We start from the raw sequence: 23,244 nt of genomic DNA, 5'->3' as shown, positions 1-23,244 counted from the left end.
TGCTTCGCACCGTGGCAGCAGTGCTGGGCTGCGCTGTGCGGTGGTACCGGACAGGCATAGCAGTTACAGTGGCTGGCACAGGTCCCAGGCCCCATTGCGGCCAAACCGCGAAAAGCCGGAAGTCTGTCATTGCCACCTTCCGGCGACTCTGCTAAACGCCATCCATCCTGCAGACCCCGGATTCGTTTCCGGGGTCGTTATGTTTGTCAGGACACTCGAACTCGGGGACCTTCGGGGCCCTATATCTCAGGCACCTACGGGGGCCTTCAACATAGCTGGGCCAAAGACAAGAACCTAAGGCCTGGCACGCTAAACGGAAGACAGAAAGCATGGCACTCAAGTCGTATAAACCGACGACGCCGGGCCAGCGTGGGCTGGTTCTGATCGACCGTTCGGAGCTTTGGAAAGGGCGTCCGGTCAAGTCTCTCACTGAGGGTCTGACCAAATCGGGCGGCCGGAACAACACCGGACGGATCACTGCACGCCGCCGTGGCGGCGGCGCAAAGCGCCTCTACCGGATCGTTGACTTCAAACGGAACAAATTTGATGTAGCGGCCACCGTTGAGCGGATCGAATACGACCCGAACCGGACCGCATTCATCGCGCTGATCAAATACGAAGACGGCGAGCAAGCCTACATCCTGGCGCCGCAGCGTCTGGCAGTTGGCGACAAGGTCATCGCATCCGCGAAGGCCGACATCAAGCCGGGCAACGCAATGCCGTTCTCGGGCATGCCGATCGGTACCATCGTTCACAACATCGAAATGAAGCCCGGCAAAGGCGGCCAGATCGCCCGTGCAGCCGGTACCTACGCTCAGTTCGTTGGCCGTGACGGCGGTTACGCTCAGATCCGCCTGTCGTCGGGCGAACTGCGCCTGGTCCGCCAGGAATGCATGGCCACCGTCGGTGCCGTGTCGAACCCGGACAACTCGAACCAGAACTTCGGTAAAGCCGGCCGTATGCGCCACAAGGGCAAGCGTCCTTCCGTGCGTGGTGTCGTCATGAACCCGATCGACCACCCCCACGGCGGTGGTGAAGGCCGGACCTCCGGTGGCCGCCACCCGGTGACCCCCTGGGGCAAACCGACCAAGGGCAAACGGACCCGCAACAAAAACAAGGCGTCGCAAAAGCTCATCGTTCGCTCGCGCCACGCCAAGAAGAAAGGCCGCTAATCCATGGCACGTTCCGTATGGAAGGGCCCCTTCGTTGATGCTTACGTCCTGAAAAAGGCCGAAGCAGCGCGTGAATCGGGCCGCAATGAAGTGATCAAGATCTGGTCGCGCCGTTCCACCATCCTGCCGCAGTTCGTCGGCCTGACCTTTGGTGTGTACAACGGCCAGAAGCATATCCCCGTCAACGTCTCGGAAGACATGATCGGTCAGAAGTTCGGTGAATACTCGCCGACCCGCACCTATTATGGCCACGCCGCAGACAAAAAAGCGAAGCGGAAGTAAGTCATGGGCAAGGAAAAGAACCCCCGCCGCGTGGCAGACAACGAAGCAATGGCAAAACTGCGCATGCTCCGTACCTCCCCGCAGAAACTGAACCTGGTGGCTCAGATGATCCGCGGCAAGAAAGTCGAGAAGGCCCTGACCGACCTGACTTTCTCCAACAAGCGGATCGCGCAGGACGTGAAGAAATGCCTTCAGTCCGCCATCGCGAATGCTGAAAACAACCACAACCTGGACGTCGATGAACTGATCGTCGCCGAGGCATGGGTTGGCAAGAACCTGACCATGAAGCGCGGCCGTCCGCGTGCCCGTGGCCGGTTCGGCAAAATCCTGAAGCCGTTCGCGGAGATCACCATCAAGGTGCGTCAAGTTGAGGAGCAAGCCTAATGGGTCAGAAAGTCAATCCGATCGGCATGCGCCTTCAGGTGAACCGCACCTGGGACAGCCGCTGGTACGCCGACACCAAAGACTACGGTGATCTGCTGCTCGAGGACCTGAAAATCCGCGAGTTCATCAAGGAAGAATGCAAGCAGGCTGGCATTGCGCGCGTCATCATTGAACGCCCGCACAAGAAATGCCGCGTGACCATTCACACCGCCCGTCCGGGCGTCATCATCGGCAAGAAAGGCGCGGACATCGAAGTCCTGCGCAAGAAAATCGCCAAGATGACCGACTCCGAGCTGCACCTCAACATCGTTGAAGTGCGCAAGCCGGAACTGGACGCTCAGCTGGTCGGCGAGTCCATCGCTCAGCAGCTGGAGCGCCGTGTGTCCTTCCGCCGTGCCATGAAACGGGCCGTGCAGAACGCCATGCGCATGGGCGCCCTGGGTATCCGGGTGAACGTCGCTGGCCGTCTGGGCGGTGCGGAAATCGCGCGTACCGAATGGTACCGTGAGGGCCGCGTGCCGCTGCACACCCTGCGTGCCGACATCGATTACGCACACTCCGAAGCGATGACCCCCTACGGGATCATCGGGATCAAGGTCTGGATCTTCAAAGGCGAGATCATGGAGCACGATCCTTCGGCGCGTGACCGTAAAGCACAAGAAATCCAGGACGGCCCTGCACCCCGTGGTGCTGGTGGCGGCCGTCGCTAAGGAGGATTTGAGATGCTTCAGCCAAAGCGCACTAAATTCCGCAAAATGCACAAAGGCCGGATCCACGGCCTGGCAAAAGGCGGCTCCGACCTGAACTTCGGCACCTATGGCCTGAAGGCAACCCAGCCTGAGCGTGTGACTGCACGCCAGATCGAAGCTGCCCGCCGCGCCATGACCCGCCACATGAAGCGTCAGGGCCGTGTCTGGATCCGTATCTTCCCGGACACTCCGGTGACCTCGAAGCCGACCGAAGTCCGTATGGGTAAAGGTAAAGGCTCCGTGGACTACTGGGCAGCCAAGGTTAAGCCTGGCCGCGTGATGTTCGAGATCGACGGCGTCAGCGATGAAATCGCTCGCGAGGCCCTGCGCCTAGCCGCGATGAAGCTGCCGGTCAAGACCCGCGTCGTGGTCCGCGAAGACTGGTAAACGGCGGCTCTGCTGCCGTGTGTGCCAGCCGCTCTTGCCTGCAAAGGCGGCAGGGGCGCACCCGGTCTGTACAAATTAAAGGCCCCCGCTGAGTGATCAGCGGGGGCTTTTCTTGTCAGCAGTATGGGGGGCTTACAGCCGTACCGTCCTGTCAGGGGTGAGCTGGTAGACCTCGGAGGCCAGGTTCTTGGACCGCAAATAACGTGCCAAAGAGCCGAAGGTCACGGTTGCGACGCCCTTGCCATGGTCGGATGTTGTCAGCGCAGCAGAGGCGGCGGGGGCCAGAAACCGTTTCAGCCCGTTGATGCGGATCGGCTGGGGGTGAAACTCGGCGGCGATCCGGGCCTTGATCCCGGATTTGTCCGTCGTGCCATAAATACTGGCAATCAGCAGGTCCAGGGTCAGCTCGTTGCAGTTCTGGAACTGCGTCGTGTTGGGATTGGACAGCACCGAATAGCTGGGGTTGTGCAATGCGGGATAGACCGGGCTGGCGATGGCCTTCAGAAGTTTGCGCTGCAAGTGCGGGGCAGGGATGATGATGCCCGTATCCAGCGTATGGGCGCTTCTGAAGAAGTCTGCGGGCGCCTCTTGCACCAGGGAGCTGCGGGTCAGGTCATCCTGATCTTGATAGAGATTGTACACCCGGTACCCTTTGGCGCTGCTGCCGTCCGGGGTTTTGATCGTTGAATAAACCCACAAGGCGGTATGCGTATAGTTTACCCCCTGCGGCAGCGTGTGCGGCGGCCGCCCGGTCCGTGCGACAATTGCGATACCGGCGCCGCGGGCTGCCAGGTCCAGCTGCACCTGATTGGAAAAGGCGGCGGTATCAGAAATAAGCAAATGCGTCTTGCCGGTTTCGCTGCTGCCAGCTGCAGCAGGGGCGGCATGGAGGGCGGCCGCAGCAGCCATCGCGATGAATATCCTGCGGATCATCGGTTGCCTCCTTGTGCCGGCTGCGGGATTTGTCCCGGGGCAGGGTGGCTTTGGGCATGGCTGTGCGGATGGGGGGAGGCCAGCGCGTCTGCGGACACCACGAGCCCGGCGCCCACGGCCAGAACAGGAATGGCAACAATTGCCACAGCGGTGGTAGCCGCAGCTTCACTGCTGGCGGCGGCGCTGTGGCCGGAATGCTGAAGACTTTGTGCCGAATGCTGGGTGCTGGGGCCTGCTGCGGCCTGGGATGCGGCGCAAAACGCCGCAACTGCTAGCAGGGTTTTGGGAATAGGCATGATCTGAACTCCGTTCATGAACGACGTTCAAATCATGTCGCGACCCGCATGGCTTTGTCAAACGTTTTTTGAACGCCGTTCAAGCTCCCTCGGCCGACTTGATGGCCTCATCCGGTTAGTCAGCGCCTGTCAGGCCGGAGCTGCTGGCAAGGCCGGGCAGGGCAGCCTGGCCGCCAGCGGAACCAAATGGCTGGGGGCGGCGGCAGGGCTAAGCCGTTCGCAGGCCTGCGAAAAGCTGAGCATCGTGTCCCCGGCAAGGCTGGACTGAATGCAGTTGTCCAGTTCGCCCCGCTCCTTGAGATCTGCCGCCAGCGAATGGACGGCGCCGGAAAAGACCCAGTGGTGAATATTGGCACCTTTGGGAAACAGCTGGGCGTGCTGGCCGTCCATTCCCGTGCCGCTGGAGAAGATGAAATACTCGGTCTCCGGCACAAAGTAGTGGCCCGCAGGCTTCATCGGAAAGCTCTTGATGCTCTTGGAATACACGCGCCACCTCCTGTCCCCGGGCGCGGCTTCCGGATCGACGCTGAACTGCGGCACAAAGGCGACCGACCTGGCGATTGGCAGGAAGGCGCTTGCAACGATGGCCAGGTAACCGCCCATGCTGTTGCCGATCGAAAACAGGGTGCAGCCCGCTGCCGCCTCCAGAACGGCTCTGGTCAGCGCGTCCCAGTCCAGCCGGTTCCCCCAGGACCGGGTCTTGTCGTAGCAAAAGATGACATTGCTGCAGTTGCGCCCCGACCCGGCAAATTCAGGCTGCTGGACATCGATCAGCTCCACCGCCTGACCAATGCCGGGAAAAGACAGCAGCACTGTTCCTCCTGCCGGTGCGGGGCCCGGTTTCAGGGTTTCCAGCCGCAACGTATCGTCTTCATAAATAATGTGCATGACCCAATGCCTTCGCTTCTGCGGTTCCCGATGGATCTTGCATAGGGTTGGTTAAATTGCGGTAAGTCCGGGGAGCGGAAAGCCTGGCTTCCTGCATGTTGCGCAGTGGCACATTTGCGGCTGGTTACGCAGGATCAGGTCTCCGTACAACAGCCGGGTGCTGGCATGACTGGTGCCGCGCTCCAGTTTCGCACATCGCTTGAACTTGAAGCTAAGGCATATGCCGTGTCCAAGCGTCAATTAACGATATGTACAGCTTTTGTTCCCATACTCTTCCTGTGATTGATTGCTGCCTTAAATGCCGACTCTTCTGGGTGTTTTGCAGCAGCGTGAGTAACGAGGAAAGGGAAGCTCCATAATGCGAATGATCGTTCCTGCAGCCCTGTGTTTCGGCCTGTCCGCTTGCGGCGGGATGGAATTTGACCGCAATGATTTGTCCAATATGTATGGCCCTGCGACGAACTACCGGAATCCGGTGGCGACACGCCAGATATCCAACAGTTTTGTTTCCCAGGAAACCGTATCCCCCGGCGGCAATGCCACGCATTGGACGTCGCCTGACGGGTGCACGTATTCCCGCACCCAAGCTCCGGGGTATGCGCCGGTCTGGTACCTGGTGCAAAATCCCTTTCACATAGGAATGCCAAACGCGCACCGTGACTGCCCGATTTCCGTGGTGGACGGGTAGGGGCGGCAAAACCTCGGGAGCGGAGTGGAATCCTTGGCCTCATGCAGGAGGTGTCTCGCCTCTTGCCCGGTGCTGCGCTAAGACGGCGCCATGGCCCAGATTGAATCGCTCTTCGTGACCCGCCTCTACCGCGCGCAACTGTCCGAATACGGACCATCGGTTGACGCGCATGAACTGGAAAACTCCTGCCTTGTCATCGCTGGCGATGATGATGCCGGCCAGGACTGGTGCGAGGATAACGGCTATCCCGGATATACCTCCTATGCGTCGCTCACCGATCTGCCCTGGCGGTTCCCGGTCTTTGCCGATCTGGTGAAATCGCTGGACCAGCACGTCGCAGCGTTCGCAAAGGATCTGGAGTTCGATCTGGACGGGCGCGCGCTGAAGCTGGAAGATCTCTGGATCAACATCCTGCCCGAGGGCGGCACCCATTCCAGCCACCTGCACCCCCATTCGGTGATCTCCGGCACCACCTATGTGTCGATGCCCGACGGCGCGAGCGCGCTCAAGCTGGAGGATCCGCGCTCTGCCCGGATGATGGCCGCACCCACCCGCACCAAAGAAGCCCGGCGCGAGCTGCAGCCTTTCATCTACATGAAGCCAGACGTGGGCGACGTGCTCTTGTGGGAAAGCTGGCTGCGCCACGAGGTGCCGATGAACATGGCTGAGGACGAGCGGATTTCGGTGAGCTTCAACTACAAGTGGGAATGATTTGCGTTTCCCTGCGGTTCACCGGCAAACCGGGCATTGCCGATGTATGACCACGCGCCGATTGAGCTTCATGAGGGTGAGCAACTGGTGCATGCCGTCCATGCGCGCATTGCACCCACACTGTCCGAAATTCTGGCCATCGTTCTTTTTGCGCCGGTTGCTCTGGTGATCTGGCTGGCTGTTCACCGCGCTTTCCGCTCCACCACCTACGTGATCACTACGCAGCGTGTGCTGGCGGTGGAAAAGCAGGGGCAGTGCGGTGAGGTCTCCATTAAAGACATCCAGCGTCTCAGGACTTTCCGTGGCGCCATGATGATCCATGCAGCAGAGACGCGCCTTTGGCTCCCCCGCCTCCCGGACGGCTGGCAGTTCGAAACCATCCTCAACAGGGTACGGCAATTGTAAAAGCCCCCAAACCCGCTTAGCTTCCCGGAACAGCTCTGCGGGAGGTATAGATGGCGCGGCGTTCCCCTTTTGAAATCGGCGGCTTCCACATCCCGCCCGGCACCCGCCGCACGGTGGATATGCCGGTCAGCGTGCTGTCGGACCACACGCCGGTCACCATGTCCGCCCATGTGATCCACGGCGCGGAAGAGGGGCCTGCGCTGTTTGTCTCGGCTGCCATTCACGGCGACGAGGTGATCGGGGTGGAAATCGCCCGCCGCCTGCTGCGCAGCCGCCAGTTCTCGCGCCTCAAGGGCACGCTGATCGTGGTGCCGATCGTCAACACCTTCGGCTTCCTGAACCACTCCCGCTACCTGCCGGACCGGCGCGATCTGAACCGCTCATTTCCAGGCAGCGAGGGCGGCTCGCTGGCCAGCCGCCTGGCGCATCTGTTCATGATAGAGGTGGTGGCGCGCTGCGACCTGGGCATCGACCTGCACTCCGCCGCGATCCACCGCACCAACATGCCGCAGATCCGGGTGTCGCCCAAGGCCAAGGAGACGCTGGAATATGCCGATGCCTTCGGCGCGCCGGTGGTGATCCGGTCTTCCCTGCGCGACGGCAGCTTGCGCAAGGAGGCGCAAAAGGCGGGCGTTGATATCCTGCTTTATGAGGCGGGGGAGGGGCTGCGGTTCGACGAGCAGTCTGCCCGCGTCGGCGTGGCCGGCATCCTGCGGGTGATGCACGCGCTGGGCATGATCCCTGACGACGGCGTGCCGCTGGCCGAGGCGGTGCCGGTCAAGGCCAGCGACAGCAGCTGGGAGCGTGCGCCTGCCGGAGGGCTGTTGCGCGCTTACAAAACCACCGGCGAGATGGTGGAGGAGGGCGACGTGCTGGGCATCGTCGCCGACCCCTTCGGCGAGGAGGAGGTGGAACTGACCGCCAGCCAGCCGGGCCTGATCATCGGCCGCGCCAACATGCCCATCGTCAACGAAGGCGACGCGCTGTTCCACATTGCCAAAGTCTCCGCGCCGGAGGAGGCCGAAGGCCGCATCGAAAGCCTGAACGCCCAGCTGGACGGGGCTGCCATGTTCGATGAGGATGAGATTATTTGAAGGAAACCGGACAGTCGGCAAAACAGGACGTTACGGCGTGTTTAGTTGAGTTCGCGAAAGTCCGGCAATCTATTGTTGAGGGAAAGTTGTTCTGCTACGTCGTTGCGCCCAACGCTGCGTTGCATTGGGTTAGCTTGAATAATCTCAAAGGACTCCAGTTTTGAAGACCAAACTCATTCTATTGGCCGCAGCCATTGCTTCGGTGGCAGCCTGTTCCAAAGATTTGGGCAAAGTACATGAGCGGCGCGCTGCCCTTGTTGCCCGTGTTTTCCCTGCGGAAGCCGACCGCACTGGTATCTCTCTGGCCTTCCCCGTCGAAAGCCACCTCGAAATCATCTATTTCCCGGACGAAGTTTCTCATGCGGCTATCCAGTCAAGAGCAGCTGCTTATTGCAAACGTATCGGTCATCCGACGCTGAAGGTCGCCAGACCGCTGAAGGATACGCAAACCACCTTGGCGGACGGTACAGTGCGGGCGTCCAAGGGTATCCTCTACGATTGCGATTAATGGTTCGACGGCAGCAGGGCAGAAGAGGGGCAAACTCACCCTTGCCCCTCACCCCCGTCTCCTCTATAGGGACCCATCGCTTGAACCCAATCCGTCTTGGATCCGGGTCAGGTGATTCTTTTTTGCCGCGTCTTCGGCGCGGTTGACATAACCCACCAGGTAACAAGGTGACCCTCGGGGCCTTCTGGTGCTTTGGACAAGGAACAAAGGCGATGAACGCCAATGATCTGCGCGAGAAGACCGTGGATGAACTCCGCGATATGCTCGCATCCCTGAAAAAAGAGAGCTTCAACCTGCGCTTTCAGCAGGCAACCGGTCAGTTGGAATCGACCTCCGGCATCAAAGCGGCCCGCCGCAACGCTGCCCGCGTCAAGACCATCCTGAACGAAAAAGCTGCAGCAGCAGCCGAATAAGGAGCGACACAATGCCCAAACGTATCCTGCAAGGCGTTGTGACCAGCGACGCAAACGCCCAGACCGTCACCGTCTCGGTTGAACGCCGCTTCACGCACCCGGTTCTGAAGAAAACCATCCGTAAGTCCAAGAAGTACCGGGCTCACGATGAAAAGAACGCTTTCAAGGTCGGCGATTCCGTACGCATCATCGAATGCGCGCCGAAATCGAAAACGAAACGCTGGGAAGTTCTGGAAGCCTAAGAGTCTCATCCGAGACTCCTGGCGGCTAGACTTAACAGTCAGTCGAAACCCTGGGGGATACCAGCACGCATCGCTGCCCCATAGGTCGGGAGAAACCACATGATCCAGATGCAAACAAATCTGGATGTTGCTGACAACTCCGGCGCCCGCCGAGTTCAGTGCATCAAGGTTCTGGGTGGCTCCAAGCGTAAATACGCTTCCGTTGGCGACATCATCGTCGTCTCGGTTAAAGAAGCCATCCCGCGCGGCCGCGTGAAAAAAGGCGACGTCCGTAAGGCCGTTGTCGTGCGCACCGCCAAAGAAGTCCGCCGCGAAGACGGCACCGCGATCCGTTTTGACCGGAACGCAGCTGTCATCCTGAACAACAACAACGAGCCGGTCGGTACCCGTATCTTTGGCCCGGTTGTTCGTGAACTGCGCGCGAAGAACTTCATGAAGATCATCTCGCTGGCTCCGGAGGTGCTGTAATCATGGCTGCGAAACTCCGTAAAGGCGACAAGGTCGTCGTGCTGGCAGGCCGCGATAAGGGCAAGGAAGGCACCATTGCTTCCGTTGACCCGAAAGCCGGCAAAGCCGTCGTCGAAGGCGTGAACATGGCCATCCGCCACACCCGCCAGACTCAAAACAGCCAGGGCGGCCGTCTGCCCAAGGCACTGCCGATCGACCTGTCGAACCTGGCACTGCTGGACAGCAACGGCAAAGCAACCCGCGTCGGCTTCCGCGAGGAAGACGGCAAGAAGGTGCGCTTCGCCAAGACCACCGGGGAGACTGTCTGATGCTTGACGCTGCAACCTACACCCCGCGCCTGAAAACTCTCTACAAGGACACCATCCGTGGCGCCCTGAAAGAAGAGTTCGGCTACAAGAACGACATGATGCTCCCCAAGCTGGAGAAAATCGTTCTGAACATCGGCTGCGGCCGCGCTGCTGTCAAAGACAGCAAGAAAGCCAAATCCGCCCAGGCCGACCTGACCGCGATTGCGGGCCAGAAGGCTTTGACCACCGTGGCAAAGAACTCCATCGCCGGCTTCCGCGTTCGCGAAGGCATGCCGATGGGCGCCAAGGTGACCCTGCGCGGTGACCGGATGTACGAATTCCTCGACCGTCTGATCACCATTGCGATGCCCCGTATCCGCGACTTCCGCGGCGTTTCGGGCACCTCCTTCGACGGCCGCGGCAACTATGCCATGGGCCTGAAAGAGCACATCGTGTTCCCGGAAATCGATTTCGACAAGATCGACGAAGCCTGGGGCATGGACATCGTGATCGCCACCACCGCGAAAACCGACGCGGAAGCAAAGGCGCTGTTGAAAGCTTTCAACATGCCCTTCAACAGCTAAGCGCGGGAAGGATAGAGACCATGGCTAAGAAAAGCATGATCGAACGCGAGAAGAAGCGCGAGCGCCTGGTGGCTAAATACGCCGCAAAGCGTGCCGAGCTGAAAGAAATCGCAAACGACGAATCTCGCCCGATGGAAGAGCGCTTCAAGGCGCGTCTGAAACTGGCGAAACTGCCGCGCAACTCGTCGGCAACCCGTCTTCACAACCGTTGCCAGCTCACCGGCCGTCCGCACGCTTACTACCGTAAGCTGAAGGTCAGCCGTATTGCGCTGCGCGAGCTGGGTTCTGCTGGTCAGATCCCCGGCCTGGTGAAATCGAGCTGGTAAGGGAGAGACTGATATGAACGATCCTATCGGCGATATGCTCACCCGTATCCGTAACTCTCAGATGCGCGGCAAATCCACCGTCATGACCCCGGCTTCCAAGCTGCGGGCATGGGTGCTGGACGTGCTGGCGGACGAGGGCTACATCCGCGGTTATGAGAAGATGACTGGTGAAAATGGCCACCCGGCCATCGAAATCAGCCTCAAGTACTTCGACGGCGAACCTGTCATTCGCGAGCTCAAGCGGGTCTCCAAGCCCGGCCGCCGCGTTTACATGGGCGTCAATGACATCCCGTCGGTCCGCCAGGGCCTGGGCGTGTCGATTGTCTCCACCCCCAAAGGTGTGATGTCGGACGCAAACGCACGCGCAGCCAACGTTGGCGGCGAAGTGCTTTGCACCGTCTTCTAAGGAGGCCTCGCAATGTCCCGTATTGGTAAGAAACCGGTCGAACTGCCCAGCGGCGTTTCCGCTTCTGTGTCCGGCCAGACCATCGAAGTGAAAGGCCCGAAAGGCGCCCGCAGCTTCACCGCAACCGACGACGTCACCCTGACCGTGAACGACAACGTTGTCACCATCGAGCCGCGCGGCAAGTCCAAGCGTGCCCGTCAGCAGTGGGGCATGTCCCGCACTCAGGTGGCCAACCTCGTGACCGGCGTGACCCAGGGCTTCAAAAAAGAGCTGGAGATCCAGGGTGTGGGTTACCGGGCTCAGATGCAGGGCAACACCCTGAAGCTGAACCTGGGCTACAGCCACGACGTCGACTTCGTTGCACCCGATGGCATCACCATCACCGCACCGAAGCAGACCGAAATCGTTGTGGAAGGTATCGACCAGCAGCAGGTGGGCGAAGTGGCGGCGAAAATCCGCGACTGGCGCCGTCCCGAGCCGTACAAAGGCAAGGGCATCCGCTACAAGGGCGAGTTCATCTTCCGCAAGGAAGGCAAGAAGAAGTAAGGACCAGCAAAATGGCAAACAGCAAACGTACCCTGTTTCTGAAGCGCCGGCTGCGCGTCCGGAACAAGCTTCGCAAAGTGAACGCAGGCCGTCCGCGTCTGTCCGTGCACCGTTCGAACAAGAACATCTCTGTTCAGCTGATCGACGACCTGCGTGGCGTGACCCTGGCAGCAGCGTCGACCCTGGAAAAAGATCTCGGTGTTGTCGGCAAGAACAACATCGAAGCAGCGGCCAAAGTTGGCGCAGCAATCGCAGAGCGCGCGAAAGCGGCTGGCGTGAGCGAAGCCTACTTCGACCGCGGCGGCTTCCTGTTCCACGGCAAGGTGAAGGCTCTGGCCGACGCTGCGCGTGAAGGCGGCCTGAAGATCTAAATCCCATGCGGGCAGCCTCTTGGGGCTGCCCCGATGATCCGGGAGACCGGCCTTTGGGCCGGTTCTCACCAAGGATCGGAAAAACAGGCGCCTAGCGCCCTATGAAAGGAATGCCTGATGGCAGAACGTGAAAACCGCCGCGGCCCCCGCCGCGAGCGTGAAGAAGCACCGGAATTTGCAGATCGCCTGGTCGCGATCAACCGCGTGTCGAAAACCGTAAAAGGCGGTAAGCGCTTTGGCTTCGCAGCCCTGGTTGTCGTTGGCGACCAGAAAGGCCGCGTCGGCTTTGGCAAGGGCAAGGCGAAAGAAGTGCCCGAGGCGATCCGCAAGGCGACCGAGCAGGCGAAGCGCCAGATGATCCGCGTGCCGCTGAAAGAAGGCCGCACCCTGCACCACGACATGGCCGGCCGTCACGGCGCAGGCAAAGTTGTGATGCGGACCGCGCCTGAAGGTACCGGTATCATTGCCGGTGGTCCGATGCGTGCCGTGTTCGAGATGTTGGGCATCAAGGACGTGGTCTCCAAGTCGATCGGTTCGCAGAACCCCTACAACATGATCCGCGCTACCCTGAACGGCCTGCAGAAAGAGCAGAGCCCGCGTTCGGTGGCTCAGCGCCGCGGCAAAAAGGTCGCCGACATCCTGCCCAAGCGGGACGACGCACCGGCAGCTGCCGAAGCTGAAGCGTAAGGAGTAGAGAGACATGGCAAAAACCATCGTCGTCAAGCAGATCGGCTCGCCGATCCGCCGCCCCGCCAAACAGCGCGCAACCCTGGTTGGCCTGGGCCTGAACAAGATGCACAAGACCCGTGAGCTGGAGGATACTCCTTCGGTCCGCGGCATGGTCAACTCGATCCCGCACCTGGTTCAGATCATCGAAGAGCGCGGCTAAGCCCCTTTTCGAGCACTGACTTTGGAAAACGCCTCAGGGAGACCGGGGGCGTTTTTCGCGTTTGGAGCGCAGCCTCGCAGGACGGACGGGCCGGTAATCCGGCAGCAAGCCCCTTGCAGCGCGTGCATAGCGGCTTGCCGGTTGCGTCAGTTGTTCGACTCATTCCCCGGTCCTATCTCGGTGTCACATCGAAAGACTGAACAAAGACCGCCGGGAATAGGCCCGGCATCAGACACGAAGGACCTGAACGATGGCACATGTTATCTCCGCTGCACACACCGGCCACAGCCTGACCGCCCGCATCCGCGCAACCGTCGAAGGCCTGGTGGATTCCTGGACCAAAGCCCGCGAATTCCAGCGCACCTACAACGAGCTGGACGCGCTGTCCGACCACGAGCTCTCGGACATCGGCGTCCGCCGCAGCGACATCGCCGACATCGCGCGCCAGCACGTCTACGGCTAAGAGTTTCTTTTTCCCGGGCGCTCCTCTCCTCCTCCTCTTCATGCCCGGGCCAAAGCGCCTCTGCCCCTCGCGGGGCGGGGGCGTTTTCTATTGAGGGCTTTCAAGATATCTCACGCATTTGTGCTATGCGCCCGCCGCATAGCCGCCAGACCGAAGCAGCCGTTGCGGGCTTGCCGGACCATCCTTATCTCCCTGTCACTTCAGACGAACAGATCAAGCGACGCGCCGGAAGCACGTTCCGGCAGCGCAGCGAAGGAACAAGAACAATGGCTTATTCAACTCTCACCGCGCCGGTCTCTGCCGGCATCCCCGCCCGTTTTGCAGGCATCCTGTCCGGCCTGTACCGGAACTGGCAGCTGCGCCGCGAATACCGGCAGACTGTGCACGCTCTGCGCGCCCTCTCGGCCCGCGACCTGGCGGACATTGGCCTCAGCCGCTGCGCCATCCCCGGCGCCGCCCGCGAGCACGTCTACGGCAAGTGATCTCCCTGGCCGGCTGACGGATCCTCCTCCCTCTCCGAAAACCTGGCCCAAATGCGCCCCTGCCATCCCGGCGGGGGCGTTTTTGTTGGTTGTCCGGGCAAGAACAAAAAGTCACCGCCTGGCGGCACGCCGGGCAGCGCCCGAACCGCCCCGTCAAACCGAAGGTTTGCCTCCGGCAAAACGGGGCGGGCGCTCCTCGCCCCCCCCCACGGTTCGGGCACTGCACTCCGTGATCTTCAAAACCGGGGTCGCCAGCCCGTTGCGCACCCACCGTACGCACCGCCTACGGGGTTTTAACCCCGCTCTGCCAAAATCATCTCCGGTCATGATCAACCGCCGGGACTGACACCCCCGGCACCTGGAACTGGGCTCCGGTTTGGCAGCCGGAGCGCGCATACGCGTTTTCGCATGGGGGAAACCCCATCCCATCTCCACCCCGGCGGCGCCGCCACCCTTTAACGGACGGCCCTAAGCGGAACGGAAACAGAGACAGACGGCAGGACACGCAACCGGCAGGGCAGGGGCCTTGGCGGCCACTGGTGCCTTTCCCCTTGCCTGGCTCGCCCGCAGGGCTTGATCCCATCCCCCAACCCGTCTATAGGCACCCGGTGGCGTTCTGCGCCACGGAATCACCAATCAAGAAACGCCGTGTTTGGCCCATCACGCTTCGGGGGCCACATCCGGCAAGGAGAAGCGACATGAAACTTCACGAACTGCGCGACAATGCAGGCGCCGCCAAGAAACGCACCCGTGTGGCCCGTGGCCCGGGTTCCGGCAAAGGTAAAATGGGCGGCCGCGGCATCAAAGGCCAGAAATCCCGTTCGGGTGTCTCGATCAATGGCTACGAAGGCGGTCAGATGCCCTTGTACCAGCGTCTGCCCAAGCGCGGCTTCAACAAGCCGAACCGCAAGGCATACGCCGTTGTGAACCTGGGCCTGATCCAGAAGTTCATCGACGCAGGCAAGCTGGACGCAGCCTCCATCACCGAGGATTCGCTGGTTGCTTCCGGCCTGGTCCGCCGCAAACTGGACGGCGTCCGCATCCTGGCCAAAGGCGAAATCACCGCCAAAGCAACCATCGCAGTCACCGGCGCATCCGCTGCAGCTGTTGACGCTGTTGCAAAAGCTGGCGGCACTCTGACTGTGGCAGCCCCCGCCGCCGCAGAGTAACGGCTTGTGAGCGGCGCCAATGCCGCTTACATAGTCTCCGAGTTTTCCTAGAACGCCGCCCGAGCCGGAAAACGGTTCCGGGCGGCGTTTCGCTAAAGAAGAGACCTTTTCATGGTATCAGCAGCAGAACAAATGGCGGCAAACACCAGCTGGGCTGCCCTTGGCAAAGCTACGGATCTGCGCAACCGCATCCTGTTCACTATCGGCCTTTTGATCGTCTACCGCCTGGGCACCTTCATTCCGGTTCCCGGCATTGATGCAGCCGCCCTGCGCCAGTTCATGGAGCAGGCAGGCCAGGGCATCGGCGGCATGGTGTCGATGTTCACCGGCGGCGCGCTTGGCCGCATGGGGATCTTTGCCCTCGGCATTATGCCTTATATCTCCGCCTCCATTATCGTTCAGCTTCTGACCTCGATGGTGCCCTCGCTTGAGCAGCTCAAGAAAGAGGGCGAGCAGGGCCGCAAGAAGATCAACCAGTACACCCGCTACGGCACCGTGGCGCTGGCGACCGCGCAGGCCTATGGCCTCGCCGTGTCGCTGGAGCAGGGCGACCTGGCGACCGATCCGGGCATGTATTTCCGCATGGCCTGCATGATCACCCTGGTTGGCGGCACCATGTTCCTCATGTGGCTGGGCGAGCAGATCACCCAGCGCGGCATCGGCAACGGCATCTCGCTGATCATCTTCGTCGGCATCATCGCCGAGGTTCCGGCAGCGATTGCCCAGTTCTTCGCCTCCGGCCGTTCCGGCGCGATCAGCCCCGCCGTGATCATCGGCGTGATCCTGATGGTTGTAGCGGTGATCATGTTCGTGGTGTTCATGGAGCGCGCGCTGCGCAAGATCCATATCCAGTACCCGCGCCGCCAGGTCGGCATGAAGGTCTATGACGGCGGCTCCTCGCATCTGCCGGTCAAGGTGAACCCGGCGGGCGTGATCCCGGCGATCTTCGCCTCCTCGCTCCTGCTGCTGCCGACCACCATCTCGGCGTTCTCCTCGGGCGCGGCGACCGGTCCGGTGATGTCCTGGCTGCTGGCGAACTTCGGCCCCGGCCAGCCGCTGTACCTGTTGTTCTTCGTCGCGATGATCGTGTTCTTTGCCTATTTCTACACCTTCAACGTCTCCTTCAAACCGGAGGACGTGGCGAACAACCTGAAGAACCAGAACGGCTTTGTCCCCGGCGTCCGCCCCGGCAAGAAGACCGCTGAATACATCGAGTATGTGGTCAACCGAATCCTGGTTCTGGGCTCCGGCTACCTGGCCCTGGTCTGCCTCCTGCCGGAGGTCCTCCGCGGCCAATTCGCCATCCCGGTATATTTTGGCGGCACGTCCGTTCTGATTGTGGTATCCGTCACCATGGACACAATCCAGCAGGTGCAGAGCCACCTCCTCGCGCATCAGTATGAGGGCCTTATCGAGAAGAGCCAGCTGCGCGGGCGCAACAAGAAACGGACAAAACGGGGACCCTCTCGCCGATGACCAACATTATTCTCCTTGGCCCGCCTGGTGCGGGCAAAGGTACGCAAGCGCGCTACCTGGTTGAATCCCGCGGCATGGTGCAGCTCAGCACCGGCGATATGCTGCGGGAGGCCCAGACCTCCGGCACCGAAATGGGCAAGAAAGTTGCCGCCATCATGGCCGAAGGCAAGCTGGTCACCGACCAGATCGTCATTGGCCTGATCCGCGAAAAGCTGCAGGGCGGCGCTGAGGGCGGCTTCATCTTCGACGGCTTCCCGCGCACCCTGGCCCAGGCCGATGCGCTGGCCAAGCTGCTGGATGAAATGGATCTGAAACTCGACGCCGTGATCGAGATGCAGGTCGACGACGACGCGCTGGTCGCCCGCATCACCGGCCGCTCCACCTGCGGCGGCTGCGGCGAGGTCTACCACGACCAGACCAAACCCTGGCCTGCAGACGGTAAATGCGCCAACTGCGGCAGCGACAACGTGCAGCGCCGGGCGGACGACAATGAGGACAGCCTCAAAACCCGCCTGATGGAATACTACAAGAAGACCTCGCCCCTGATTGGCTACTACTACGCCAAGGGCAACCTCCAGCGCCTGGACGGCCTCGCCTCGATCGAGGAAGTCCGCAAGAGCATGGCCTGGATTATGGGCGAATAAGCCGCCCGTTTACCGGATCGAAGTGCCCCGTGCTGCATAAGCACGGGGCATTTTCATTTCCGGAGACCCCGATGCCCGCACTCCGCCTGCACTTGTCCGCCGCCTGCGCTGCGGTGATTGCCATATCCGGCCCGCTGTCTGCGCAGCAGCTCTATCTTGATGATGGTGCTGCCTGCGACCGGGTGCTGATCAGCGAGGACGGCATGCTGGATTATGCGGCCGGGGGCGGCTTGATCCTGAACAGCAGCGGCTTCAACTCGCTGGAGTACTTCTGCAGCTTCCAGCCTCCGATCCGCTTTGGCCAGCGCAGCTACAGCGCAACCGACCACACGGGCCGCTGCGAACTGCCCGGGCCGCAGTATTTTCCGCAGCTGTTCACGATTGTTCTGGATCCGGAGGAGCCCGGCACCGTATCCATCTGGATGGGCGAGCCGGAGCCGCTGCGCTTCTTTGCCTGCAGCAGCTGATGGGGCAGGGCACCCAGGCCCCGGGTTTTCGCAGATCACGGGTTGACCCTTGCGGCATTTCCACATAGGCAACCCCATCCCTTCTGGGAATGATTCCCGGCGGATGGATTCGTCTGTCTGCCTTACCACCTCGAAATGCTGGACCCTCTGGCCACACTGCCACGGTCAAGTGTTGTGAAAAAAGGTTCCGGCGTTACGGAACCGCAACGAAAAGGAAAGTGACACGTGGCACGTATTGCCGGCGTTAACATCCCGACTGCAAAGCGGGTTCCCATCGCCCTCACCTACATCACCGGTATCGGCAACACCTCGGCGAAAGCCATCTGTGAGGCTGTTGGCATCGACGCAACCCGTCGTGTGAACGAACTGTCCGACGCTGAAGTTCTGGCCGTGCGCGAGCACATCGACGCCAACTACACCGTCGAAGGCGACCTGCGCCGTGAAGTGACCATGAACATCAAACGCCTGATGGACCTGGGCTGCTACCGTGGCCTGCGCCACCGCCGCAACCTGCCGGTCCGCGGTCAGCGTACCCACACCAACGCCCGCACCCGCAAGGGCCCGGCCAAGCCGATCGCCGGCAAGAAGAAGTAAGGGAGGGTTTGATCAATGGCACGTGATAAGACTCGCGTTAAGCGCAAAGAGCGCAAGAACATCGCCACCGGCGTTGCTCATGTGAACTCCTCGTTCAACAACACCAAGATCCTGATCTCCGATGTGCAGGGCAACGCGATCTCCTGGTCGTCCGCCGGCACCATGGGCTTCAAAGGCTCCCGGAAATCCACTCCTTACGCGGCTCAGATGGCTGCTGAGGATGCGGGCAAGAAAGCCCAGGAACACGGTGTGAAGACCCTGGAAGTCGAAGTTCAGGGCCCCGGCTCTGGCCGTGAATCGGCTCTGCGCGCACTGGCCGCTGTCGGCTTCAACATCACTTCGATCCGTGATGTGACCCCGATCGCGCACAACGGCTGCCGCCCGCCGAAGCGCCGCCGCGTCTAATTCGAATTTTTTGCTGGGGCCCCGCTTGATTCGCAGGGCCCCAGTGCGTCATTTAAACCTCGGGCGTCCTTGGCCTTCCGGACATGGGGCAGGGACAGGAATGGAGGGAACGCATGATCCATAAGAACTGGGCAGAGCTGATCAAGCCGGCACAGCTGGAAGTGAAGCCGGGCAACGATCCTGCACGCCAGGCAACTGTCGTCGCAGAGCCGCTGGAACGCGGTTTCGGCCTGACCCTGGGCAACGCGCTGCGCCGCGTCCTGATGAGCTCGCTGCAAGGCGCGGCCATCACCAGCGTGCAGATCGACAACGTCCTGCACGAGTTTTCGTCCGTGGCCGGTGTCCGTGAAGACGTCACCGACATCATTCTGAACCTCAAGGGCGTGTCCTTGCGCATGGAAGTCGAAGGCCCCAAGCGCCTGTCGATCAATGCCAAGGGGCCGGCAGTTGTCACCGCTGGCGACATTGCTGAAACCGCAGGCATCGAGGTTCTGAACCGCGACCACGTGATCTGCCACCTGGACGACGGCGCCGACCTGTTCATGGAACTGACCGTGAACACCGGCAAAGGCTATGTGTCGGCAGACAAGAACAAGCCGGAAGACGCACCGATCGGCCTGATTCCGATCGACGCGATCTACTCGCCGGTCAAGAAGGTCTCCTATGACGTTCAGCCGACCCGTGAGGGCCAGGTTCTGGACTATGACAAGCTGACCATGAAGGTGGAAACCGACGGCTCCATCTCCCCTGACGATGCCGTGGCTTATGCCGCCCGCATCCTGCAGGACCAGCTGTCGATCTTCGTCAACTTCGACGAGCCGGAATCGGCTGGCCGCCAGGACGAGGACGATGGTCTGGAGTTCAACCCGCTTCTCTTGAAGAAAGTGGACGAACTGGAACTGTCTGTCCGTTCGGCAAACTGCCTGAAGAACGACAACATCGTCTATATCGGCGACCTGATCCAGAAGACCGAAGCCGAGATGCTGCGCACCCCGAACTTCGGCCGCAAGTCGCTGAACGAGATCAAAGAAGTGCTCTCGGGCATGGGCCTGCACCTTGGCATGGACGTCGAGGACTGGCCGCCGGACAACATCGAAGATCTGGCCAAGAAGTTCGAAGACAGCTTCTAAAGGTTTCGAGGAGGGCTCCGGCCCTCCTCTTCAATGCCCGGACTGCCGGGGACGACATGGGCACCCGCCCCAAGGTGAGCGGCTGACACGCATCAGCCGCCTGACAAAGCAAAACGCAAGATAAGGAATTGAAAAATGCGTCACGCACGTGGTTACCGCCGCCTGAACCGTACTCATGAGCACCGTAAGGCCCTGTTCTCCAACATGGCCGGTTCGCTGATCGAGCACGAGCAAATCAAGACCACCCTGCCCAAAGCAAAAGAACTGCGCCCGATCATTGAAAAACTGATCACTCTGGCGAAACGCGGCGACCTGCACGCCCGCCGTCAGGCAGCTTCCAAGCTGAAAGAGGACAAGGACGTCGCGAAGCTGTTCGAGGTTCTGGGCCCGCGCTACAAGGACCGTCAGGGCGGCTATGTCCGTGTTCTGAAGGCCGGCTTCCGTTACGGCGACATGGCTCCGATGGCGATCATCGAGTTCGTCGACCGCGACGTTTCCGCCAAAGGCGCTGCCGACAAGGCCCGCCTGGAAGCAGAAGAAGCAGCTGCTGAAGCAGACGAATAAGACGCACTGAACCTCTCAAGGTTCACTGTCTGGCCCCCGCTCCAACAGGAGCGGGGGTTTTTCTTTACGTCCCGGCACTTCCCGGGCGTTTAAGATTCACTTTTCAGGTGAAAGGGAATCGTAATTTTCTTCTGGCTTAACTCTGCCATCCGAAATTTCCGGGACAGATGTGATGGCAAAGAAGAAGACATCCGCGGCCAGGCGGTTTTCACTGGCAAATCTCAGTACCAAGGTGAAAATCGTTTCCGTTGCGGTGCTGCCGCTTCTTTTGGTGCTTGGGGTGGGGGTGCTTGCCGTCTTCAACCTGGGCCGGATGGATCAATCGGCCAAGGCGGTGGATCACACCCAGGAAATCCTGACCAGCTCGCAGACCCTGGCTGAGGCTGCCTCGCAGATGGAGGCTGGCCTGCGTGGCTACCTTCTGGCAGGCCGGGAGGAATACCTGGTCCCGTTCGAGGCGGGAAAGAGCCAGGTCGCTGAAACTCTCGCCAGCCTGCGCAGCCTGGCAGCAGGTGATGCAGAAATGCTTGCCACCCTGGACGAGGCGGAACAGACCCTGACTGGCTGGCAGGAAAACGTGGCTGCCGGCGCCATCGCGCTGCGCCAGGAAATCGGCGACGCCATGACCATGAATGACATGGCCGCCGAGGTGAAGAAATCCAAGGGCCGGGTCTATTTCGAGCAGTTCCGCACCGAGATGACCAATGTCATCGAGGAAGAGGAGGTCGAGCTCAACAACCGCCGCAATACCTTCATGTCGCTGGTCAATGCCGGCATTGCCGATGCGGACTATCTGAACACCTCTCTGCAGGCGGTGGAGCAGACCCACAAGGTGATCAGCCGGGCCAAGGACCTGCTGGCCGCCGCGGTCGACATGGAAACCGGTATGCGCGGCTTCCTTCTGGCGGGCGACCGGGAGTTTCTGGAACCCTACATGGAGGGCAACGGCCGCTTCAACGAGGTTCTGGCTGACCTCCGGCTGGCGCTTGCGGACAATCTGATGCAGTCAAACCGCCTGAACAAGGTGGCGGGGATCATTGACGAATGGCGCAATGAAGTGGTGGTGCCGATGCTGCAGCTGCGCCGGGTGATCGGCAGCGCCGCCACCATGGACAACATGGCCGACATGGTGGCCGAGGGCCGCGGCAAGGAATATTTTGACAGCTTCCGCGCCACCATGGAAACCCTGCAGGCCGCCGGCACCGCGGCCATGTCTGAACGCCGTGCCGCGAACGAGGAACTGGGCGCACAGACCCGCACCATGATCCCGGCGGCCATCGGCGGCGCCATCCTGATCGGCGGTATTCTGGCGCTTGTGATCGCCTCCGGCATTGCTTCCGGCATCCGCCGCATCGTGATGTCGATGCGCGGCCTGGCAGAGGGTAACAACGCGGTTGAGATCCAGGGCCAGACCCGCGGCGATGAGGTTGGCGACATGGCCCGCGCGCTGGAAAAATTCCGCGACGAGCTGGTGCGGATGCAGGAGGCGGAAGCGCAGAAGGCGGAGAGCAAGGACGCCGAACTGGCGGGCGTTGTGCGCGAGCTGAGCGAGCGTCTGTCGCGGCTGGCCCATGGCGATCTGACCATCCGCATTGCCGAGGAGTTCCCCGAGGAATACGAACAGCTGCGCGCCGATTTCAACGGCTCGATCGACAATCTGAACGCCACGGTCCAGCAGGTGATCGAGGCTTCGACGAGCATCCGCAGCGGGGCCGCCGAGATCAGCCAGGCCTCTGACGACCTGTCGCACCGCACCGAAAGCCAGGCGGCAACGCTGGAAGAAACCGCCGCTGCCATTGATGAACTGACGGCGAGCGTGAAATCGGCAGCCGAGGGCGCCCGCAACGTGGAAAACACCGTCCGCGAGGCCCGCCAGGAGGCCGAAACCAGCGGCGAGGTTGTGCAGGATGCGGTTGCCGCCATGGGCGGGATCGAGGAAAGCTCCAACAAGATCAGCCAGATCATCGGGGTGATCGACGACATTTCCTTCCAGACCAATCTCCTGGCGCTGAACGCCGGGGTGGAGGCCGCCCGTGCAGGCGAAGCCGGCCGCGGCTTTGCCGTGGTGGCGTCAGAGGTGCGGGCGCTGGCGCAACGCTCCTCAGACGCGGCGATGGAAATCAAGACGCTGATCTCCGACAGCTCCCGTCAGGTGGATCAGGGCGTTGATCTGGTCGGCCGCGCGGGCCAGGCGCTGCAGTCCATTGTGGGCCGCGTCAGCCATATCTCGCAACTGGTCTCGGAAATCGCCGAAGGCGCAGAAGAACAGTCCACCGGCCTGCATGAGATCAACACCGGCGTCACCCAGCTGGACCAGGTGACCCAGCAGAACGCTGCAATGGTGGAGGAAGCCACCGCCGCAGGACACATGCTGAACAGCGACGCGATGAAACTTGCCGACTTGGTGACGCGGTTCCAGGTGGACGGCAGCAGTGCCGCATTGGCAGCCCCGGCCGCGCCAGCAGCGCAGCCCTCGGCACATGGCGATGACGACTGGGGCAATGAGGATTGGGCGGCCGAGCCCAGCCCGGCGCCGGTTGCAGCCGCCGCCAGTGACGGCAATGCCGCCCGCGACATGTGGCAGGACTTCTGAGGTCTGCGCGCAGGAAACTGCCAAGGGCTCTCCCGCAGCGGAGGGCCCTTGCGCTTTATTGGGCGCGGGATTTTCAGGGGTGACAGCCCCGCGAATCTCCGCTAGCGTCCGGCCCATGACCCGTAGCTATGCCGCATTCTGGTATTTCTTTTATCCGCGCCACATGGCGGACGGAGGGGTCAGCGCGTTCTGAACACAGACAGGAAACGCACCAGGATACCACCAACC

At 61.3% G+C, this 23,244-nt stretch carries 34 protein-coding genes; 32 read left to right on the top strand and 2 right to left on the bottom strand.

Translation table 11 applies throughout. The features are described from left to right. Window positions 1–329: 329 nt before the first annotated feature. The 5 genes from rplB to rplP are packed head-to-tail and all read left to right on the top strand — an operon-like array spanning window position 330 to window position 2,974. On the top strand, window positions 330–1,172 hold the full coding sequence (rplB, locus tag RA26_RS11715; protein WP_024088538.1) for a 50S ribosomal protein L2: 843 nt from the start codon (window positions 330–332) through the stop codon (window positions 1,170–1,172). A gap of 3 nt (window positions 1,173–1,175) precedes the next feature. Next, window positions 1,176–1,454, top strand: a complete 279-nt coding sequence (gene rpsS / locus RA26_RS11710; RefSeq protein WP_008554066.1) for a 30S ribosomal protein S19 — start codon at window positions 1,176–1,178, stop codon at window positions 1,452–1,454. 3 nt (window positions 1,455–1,457) lie between these two features. Beyond that, entirely contained in the window at window positions 1,458–1,838 is a 381-nt protein-coding gene (gene rplV / locus RA26_RS11705) for a 50S ribosomal protein L22 (RefSeq protein ID WP_008557868.1), read from the top strand. Continuing rightward, window positions 1,838–2,548: a 30S ribosomal protein S3 gene (rpsC, locus tag RA26_RS11700; RefSeq protein ID WP_019297987.1), complete on the top strand. Its 711-nt coding sequence runs from the start codon at window positions 1,838–1,840 to the stop codon at window positions 2,546–2,548. The genes rplV and rpsC overlap by 1 nt, the downstream gene beginning before the upstream one ends. Window positions 2,549–2,560: 12 nt before the next feature. Continuing rightward, window positions 2,561–2,974: a 50S ribosomal protein L16 gene (gene rplP / locus RA26_RS11695; protein ID WP_019297988.1), complete on the top strand. Its 414-nt coding sequence runs from the start codon at window positions 2,561–2,563 to the stop codon at window positions 2,972–2,974. Between the two features lie 132 nt (window positions 2,975–3,106). Here the strand turns inward: rplP and RA26_RS11690 are convergent, their stop codons facing one another. Both RA26_RS11690 and RA26_RS11680 read right to left on the bottom strand, forming a co-directional pair. After that, a complete protein-coding gene (locus RA26_RS11690) occupies window positions 3,107–3,907 on the bottom strand; it encodes a DUF2145 domain-containing protein (protein WP_039183869.1) in 801 nt (266 codons plus the stop codon). Window positions 3,908–4,332: 425 nt separating this feature from the next. Beyond that, complete coding sequence (locus tag RA26_RS11680; RefSeq protein ID WP_039183867.1) at window positions 4,333–5,091, bottom strand: hypothetical protein; 759 nt, start codon at window positions 5,089–5,091, stop codon at window positions 4,333–4,335. A gap of 358 nt (window positions 5,092–5,449) precedes the next feature. Between RA26_RS11680 and RA26_RS22630 the strand changes: the two genes are divergently transcribed. The 27 genes from RA26_RS22630 to RA26_RS11550 all read left to right on the top strand — a co-directional run bounded on the left by RA26_RS22630 (window position 5,450) and on the right by RA26_RS11550 (window position 23,016). Beyond that, the gene (locus RA26_RS22630; RefSeq protein WP_152612587.1) at window positions 5,450–5,779 is read left to right on the top strand and encodes a hypothetical protein; all 330 of its coding nucleotides are present in this window, start codon (window positions 5,450–5,452) and stop codon (window positions 5,777–5,779) included. 90 nt (window positions 5,780–5,869) lie between these two features. After that, the gene (locus RA26_RS11675; protein WP_039183865.1) at window positions 5,870–6,490 is read left to right on the top strand and encodes a 2OG-Fe(II) oxygenase family protein; all 621 of its coding nucleotides are present in this window, start codon (window positions 5,870–5,872) and stop codon (window positions 6,488–6,490) included. 42 nt (window positions 6,491–6,532) lie between these two features. Next, window positions 6,533–6,895 carry a hypothetical protein gene (locus RA26_RS11670; RefSeq protein ID WP_039183863.1) on the top strand — a complete coding sequence of 121 codons (363 nt, stop codon included), beginning with the start codon at window positions 6,533–6,535 and terminating at the stop codon, window positions 6,893–6,895. Between the two features lie 50 nt (window positions 6,896–6,945). Continuing rightward, window positions 6,946–7,989 (top strand): succinylglutamate desuccinylase/aspartoacylase family protein, encoded by a 1,044-nt coding sequence (locus RA26_RS11665; protein ID WP_039183860.1) that lies wholly within the window; start codon window positions 6,946–6,948, stop codon window positions 7,987–7,989. 160 nt (window positions 7,990–8,149) lie between these two features. After that, a complete protein-coding gene (locus RA26_RS11660; protein WP_152612586.1) occupies window positions 8,150–8,497 on the top strand; it encodes a hypothetical protein in 348 nt (115 codons plus the stop codon). A 212-nt stretch (window positions 8,498–8,709) separates the two neighbouring features. Beyond that, window positions 8,710–8,910: a 50S ribosomal protein L29 gene (gene rpmC, locus RA26_RS11655; protein ID WP_019297994.1), complete on the top strand. Its 201-nt coding sequence runs from the start codon at window positions 8,710–8,712 to the stop codon at window positions 8,908–8,910. 11 nt (window positions 8,911–8,921) lie between these two features. Beyond that, window positions 8,922–9,152, top strand: a complete 231-nt coding sequence (gene rpsQ, locus RA26_RS11650) for a 30S ribosomal protein S17 (protein WP_005621877.1) — start codon at window positions 8,922–8,924, stop codon at window positions 9,150–9,152. Window positions 9,153–9,251: 99 nt separating this feature from the next. Beyond that, a complete protein-coding gene (gene rplN / locus RA26_RS11645; protein ID WP_005621870.1) occupies window positions 9,252–9,620 on the top strand; it encodes a 50S ribosomal protein L14 in 369 nt (122 codons plus the stop codon). Window positions 9,621–9,622: 2 nt separating this feature from the next. Then, the gene (gene rplX, locus RA26_RS11640) at window positions 9,623–9,928 is read left to right on the top strand and encodes a 50S ribosomal protein L24 (RefSeq protein WP_019297995.1); all 306 of its coding nucleotides are present in this window, start codon (window positions 9,623–9,625) and stop codon (window positions 9,926–9,928) included. Next, window positions 9,928–10,491, top strand: coding sequence for a 50S ribosomal protein L5 (gene rplE / locus RA26_RS11635; protein WP_039152141.1), 564 nt, complete (start codon window positions 9,928–9,930; stop codon window positions 10,489–10,491). Before rplX ends, rplE begins: the two co-directional genes overlap by 1 nt. Window positions 10,492–10,511: 20 nt before the next feature. After that, the gene (gene rpsN / locus RA26_RS11630; protein ID WP_019297997.1) at window positions 10,512–10,817 is read left to right on the top strand and encodes a 30S ribosomal protein S14; all 306 of its coding nucleotides are present in this window, start codon (window positions 10,512–10,514) and stop codon (window positions 10,815–10,817) included. Between the two features lie 13 nt (window positions 10,818–10,830). Continuing rightward, on the top strand, window positions 10,831–11,223 hold the full coding sequence (gene rpsH, locus RA26_RS11625; RefSeq protein WP_019297998.1) for a 30S ribosomal protein S8: 393 nt from the start codon (window positions 10,831–10,833) through the stop codon (window positions 11,221–11,223). 12 nt (window positions 11,224–11,235) lie between these two features. Continuing rightward, entirely contained in the window at window positions 11,236–11,769 is a 534-nt protein-coding gene (gene rplF / locus RA26_RS11620; RefSeq protein WP_039183854.1) for a 50S ribosomal protein L6, read from the top strand. Between the two features lie 11 nt (window positions 11,770–11,780). Then, entirely contained in the window at window positions 11,781–12,140 is a 360-nt protein-coding gene (gene rplR / locus RA26_RS11615; protein WP_039183852.1) for a 50S ribosomal protein L18, read from the top strand. 117 nt (window positions 12,141–12,257) lie between these two features. Beyond that, window positions 12,258–12,827: a 30S ribosomal protein S5 gene (rpsE, locus tag RA26_RS11610; protein WP_039174353.1), complete on the top strand. Its 570-nt coding sequence runs from the start codon at window positions 12,258–12,260 to the stop codon at window positions 12,825–12,827. A 13-nt stretch (window positions 12,828–12,840) separates the two neighbouring features. After that, entirely contained in the window at window positions 12,841–13,029 is a 189-nt protein-coding gene (gene rpmD, locus RA26_RS11605) for a 50S ribosomal protein L30 (protein WP_019298002.1), read from the top strand. A gap of 250 nt (window positions 13,030–13,279) precedes the next feature. Beyond that, complete coding sequence (locus tag RA26_RS11600) at window positions 13,280–13,492, top strand: DUF1127 domain-containing protein (protein WP_039183850.1); 213 nt, start codon at window positions 13,280–13,282, stop codon at window positions 13,490–13,492. A gap of 266 nt (window positions 13,493–13,758) precedes the next feature. Next, on the top strand, window positions 13,759–13,974 hold the full coding sequence (locus tag RA26_RS11595; protein ID WP_039183849.1) for a DUF1127 domain-containing protein: 216 nt from the start codon (window positions 13,759–13,761) through the stop codon (window positions 13,972–13,974). 698 nt (window positions 13,975–14,672) lie between these two features. Continuing rightward, complete coding sequence (gene rplO / locus RA26_RS11590; protein ID WP_019298008.1) at window positions 14,673–15,143, top strand: 50S ribosomal protein L15; 471 nt, start codon at window positions 14,673–14,675, stop codon at window positions 15,141–15,143. Window positions 15,144–15,254: 111 nt separating this feature from the next. Further along, a complete protein-coding gene (gene secY / locus RA26_RS11585; protein ID WP_039183847.1) occupies window positions 15,255–16,619 on the top strand; it encodes a preprotein translocase subunit SecY in 1,365 nt (454 codons plus the stop codon). Then, window positions 16,616–17,263: an adenylate kinase gene (locus RA26_RS11580; protein WP_019298010.1), complete on the top strand. Its 648-nt coding sequence runs from the start codon at window positions 16,616–16,618 to the stop codon at window positions 17,261–17,263. The genes secY and RA26_RS11580 overlap by 4 nt, the downstream gene beginning before the upstream one ends. A 71-nt stretch (window positions 17,264–17,334) precedes the next feature. Continuing rightward, entirely contained in the window at window positions 17,335–17,730 is a 396-nt protein-coding gene (locus RA26_RS11575; protein WP_039183845.1) for a hypothetical protein, read from the top strand. Between the two features lie 225 nt (window positions 17,731–17,955). Next, window positions 17,956–18,324, top strand: a complete 369-nt coding sequence (rpsM, locus tag RA26_RS11570) for a 30S ribosomal protein S13 (RefSeq protein WP_019298012.1) — start codon at window positions 17,956–17,958, stop codon at window positions 18,322–18,324. A gap of 15 nt (window positions 18,325–18,339) precedes the next feature. Next, window positions 18,340–18,729, top strand: a complete 390-nt coding sequence (gene rpsK / locus RA26_RS11565; RefSeq protein WP_039183843.1) for a 30S ribosomal protein S11 — start codon at window positions 18,340–18,342, stop codon at window positions 18,727–18,729. Window positions 18,730–18,842: 113 nt separating this feature from the next. Continuing rightward, complete coding sequence (locus RA26_RS11560) at window positions 18,843–19,859, top strand: DNA-directed RNA polymerase subunit alpha (protein ID WP_019298014.1); 1,017 nt, start codon at window positions 18,843–18,845, stop codon at window positions 19,857–19,859. Window positions 19,860–19,994: 135 nt separating this feature from the next. Further along, complete coding sequence (gene rplQ / locus RA26_RS11555) at window positions 19,995–20,423, top strand: 50S ribosomal protein L17 (RefSeq protein ID WP_019298015.1); 429 nt, start codon at window positions 19,995–19,997, stop codon at window positions 20,421–20,423. Between the two features lie 172 nt (window positions 20,424–20,595). After that, window positions 20,596–23,016, top strand: coding sequence for a CHASE3 domain-containing protein (locus RA26_RS11550; protein WP_039183840.1), 2,421 nt, complete (start codon window positions 20,596–20,598; stop codon window positions 23,014–23,016). Window positions 23,017–23,244: the final 228 nt, after the last annotated feature.

This window comes from Leisingera sp. ANG-M7 (assembly GCF_000813965.1).
Lineage (GTDB): Bacteria > Pseudomonadota > Alphaproteobacteria > Rhodobacterales > Rhodobacteraceae > Leisingera.
This window is presented reverse-complemented; position numbering and strand designations above follow the sequence as displayed.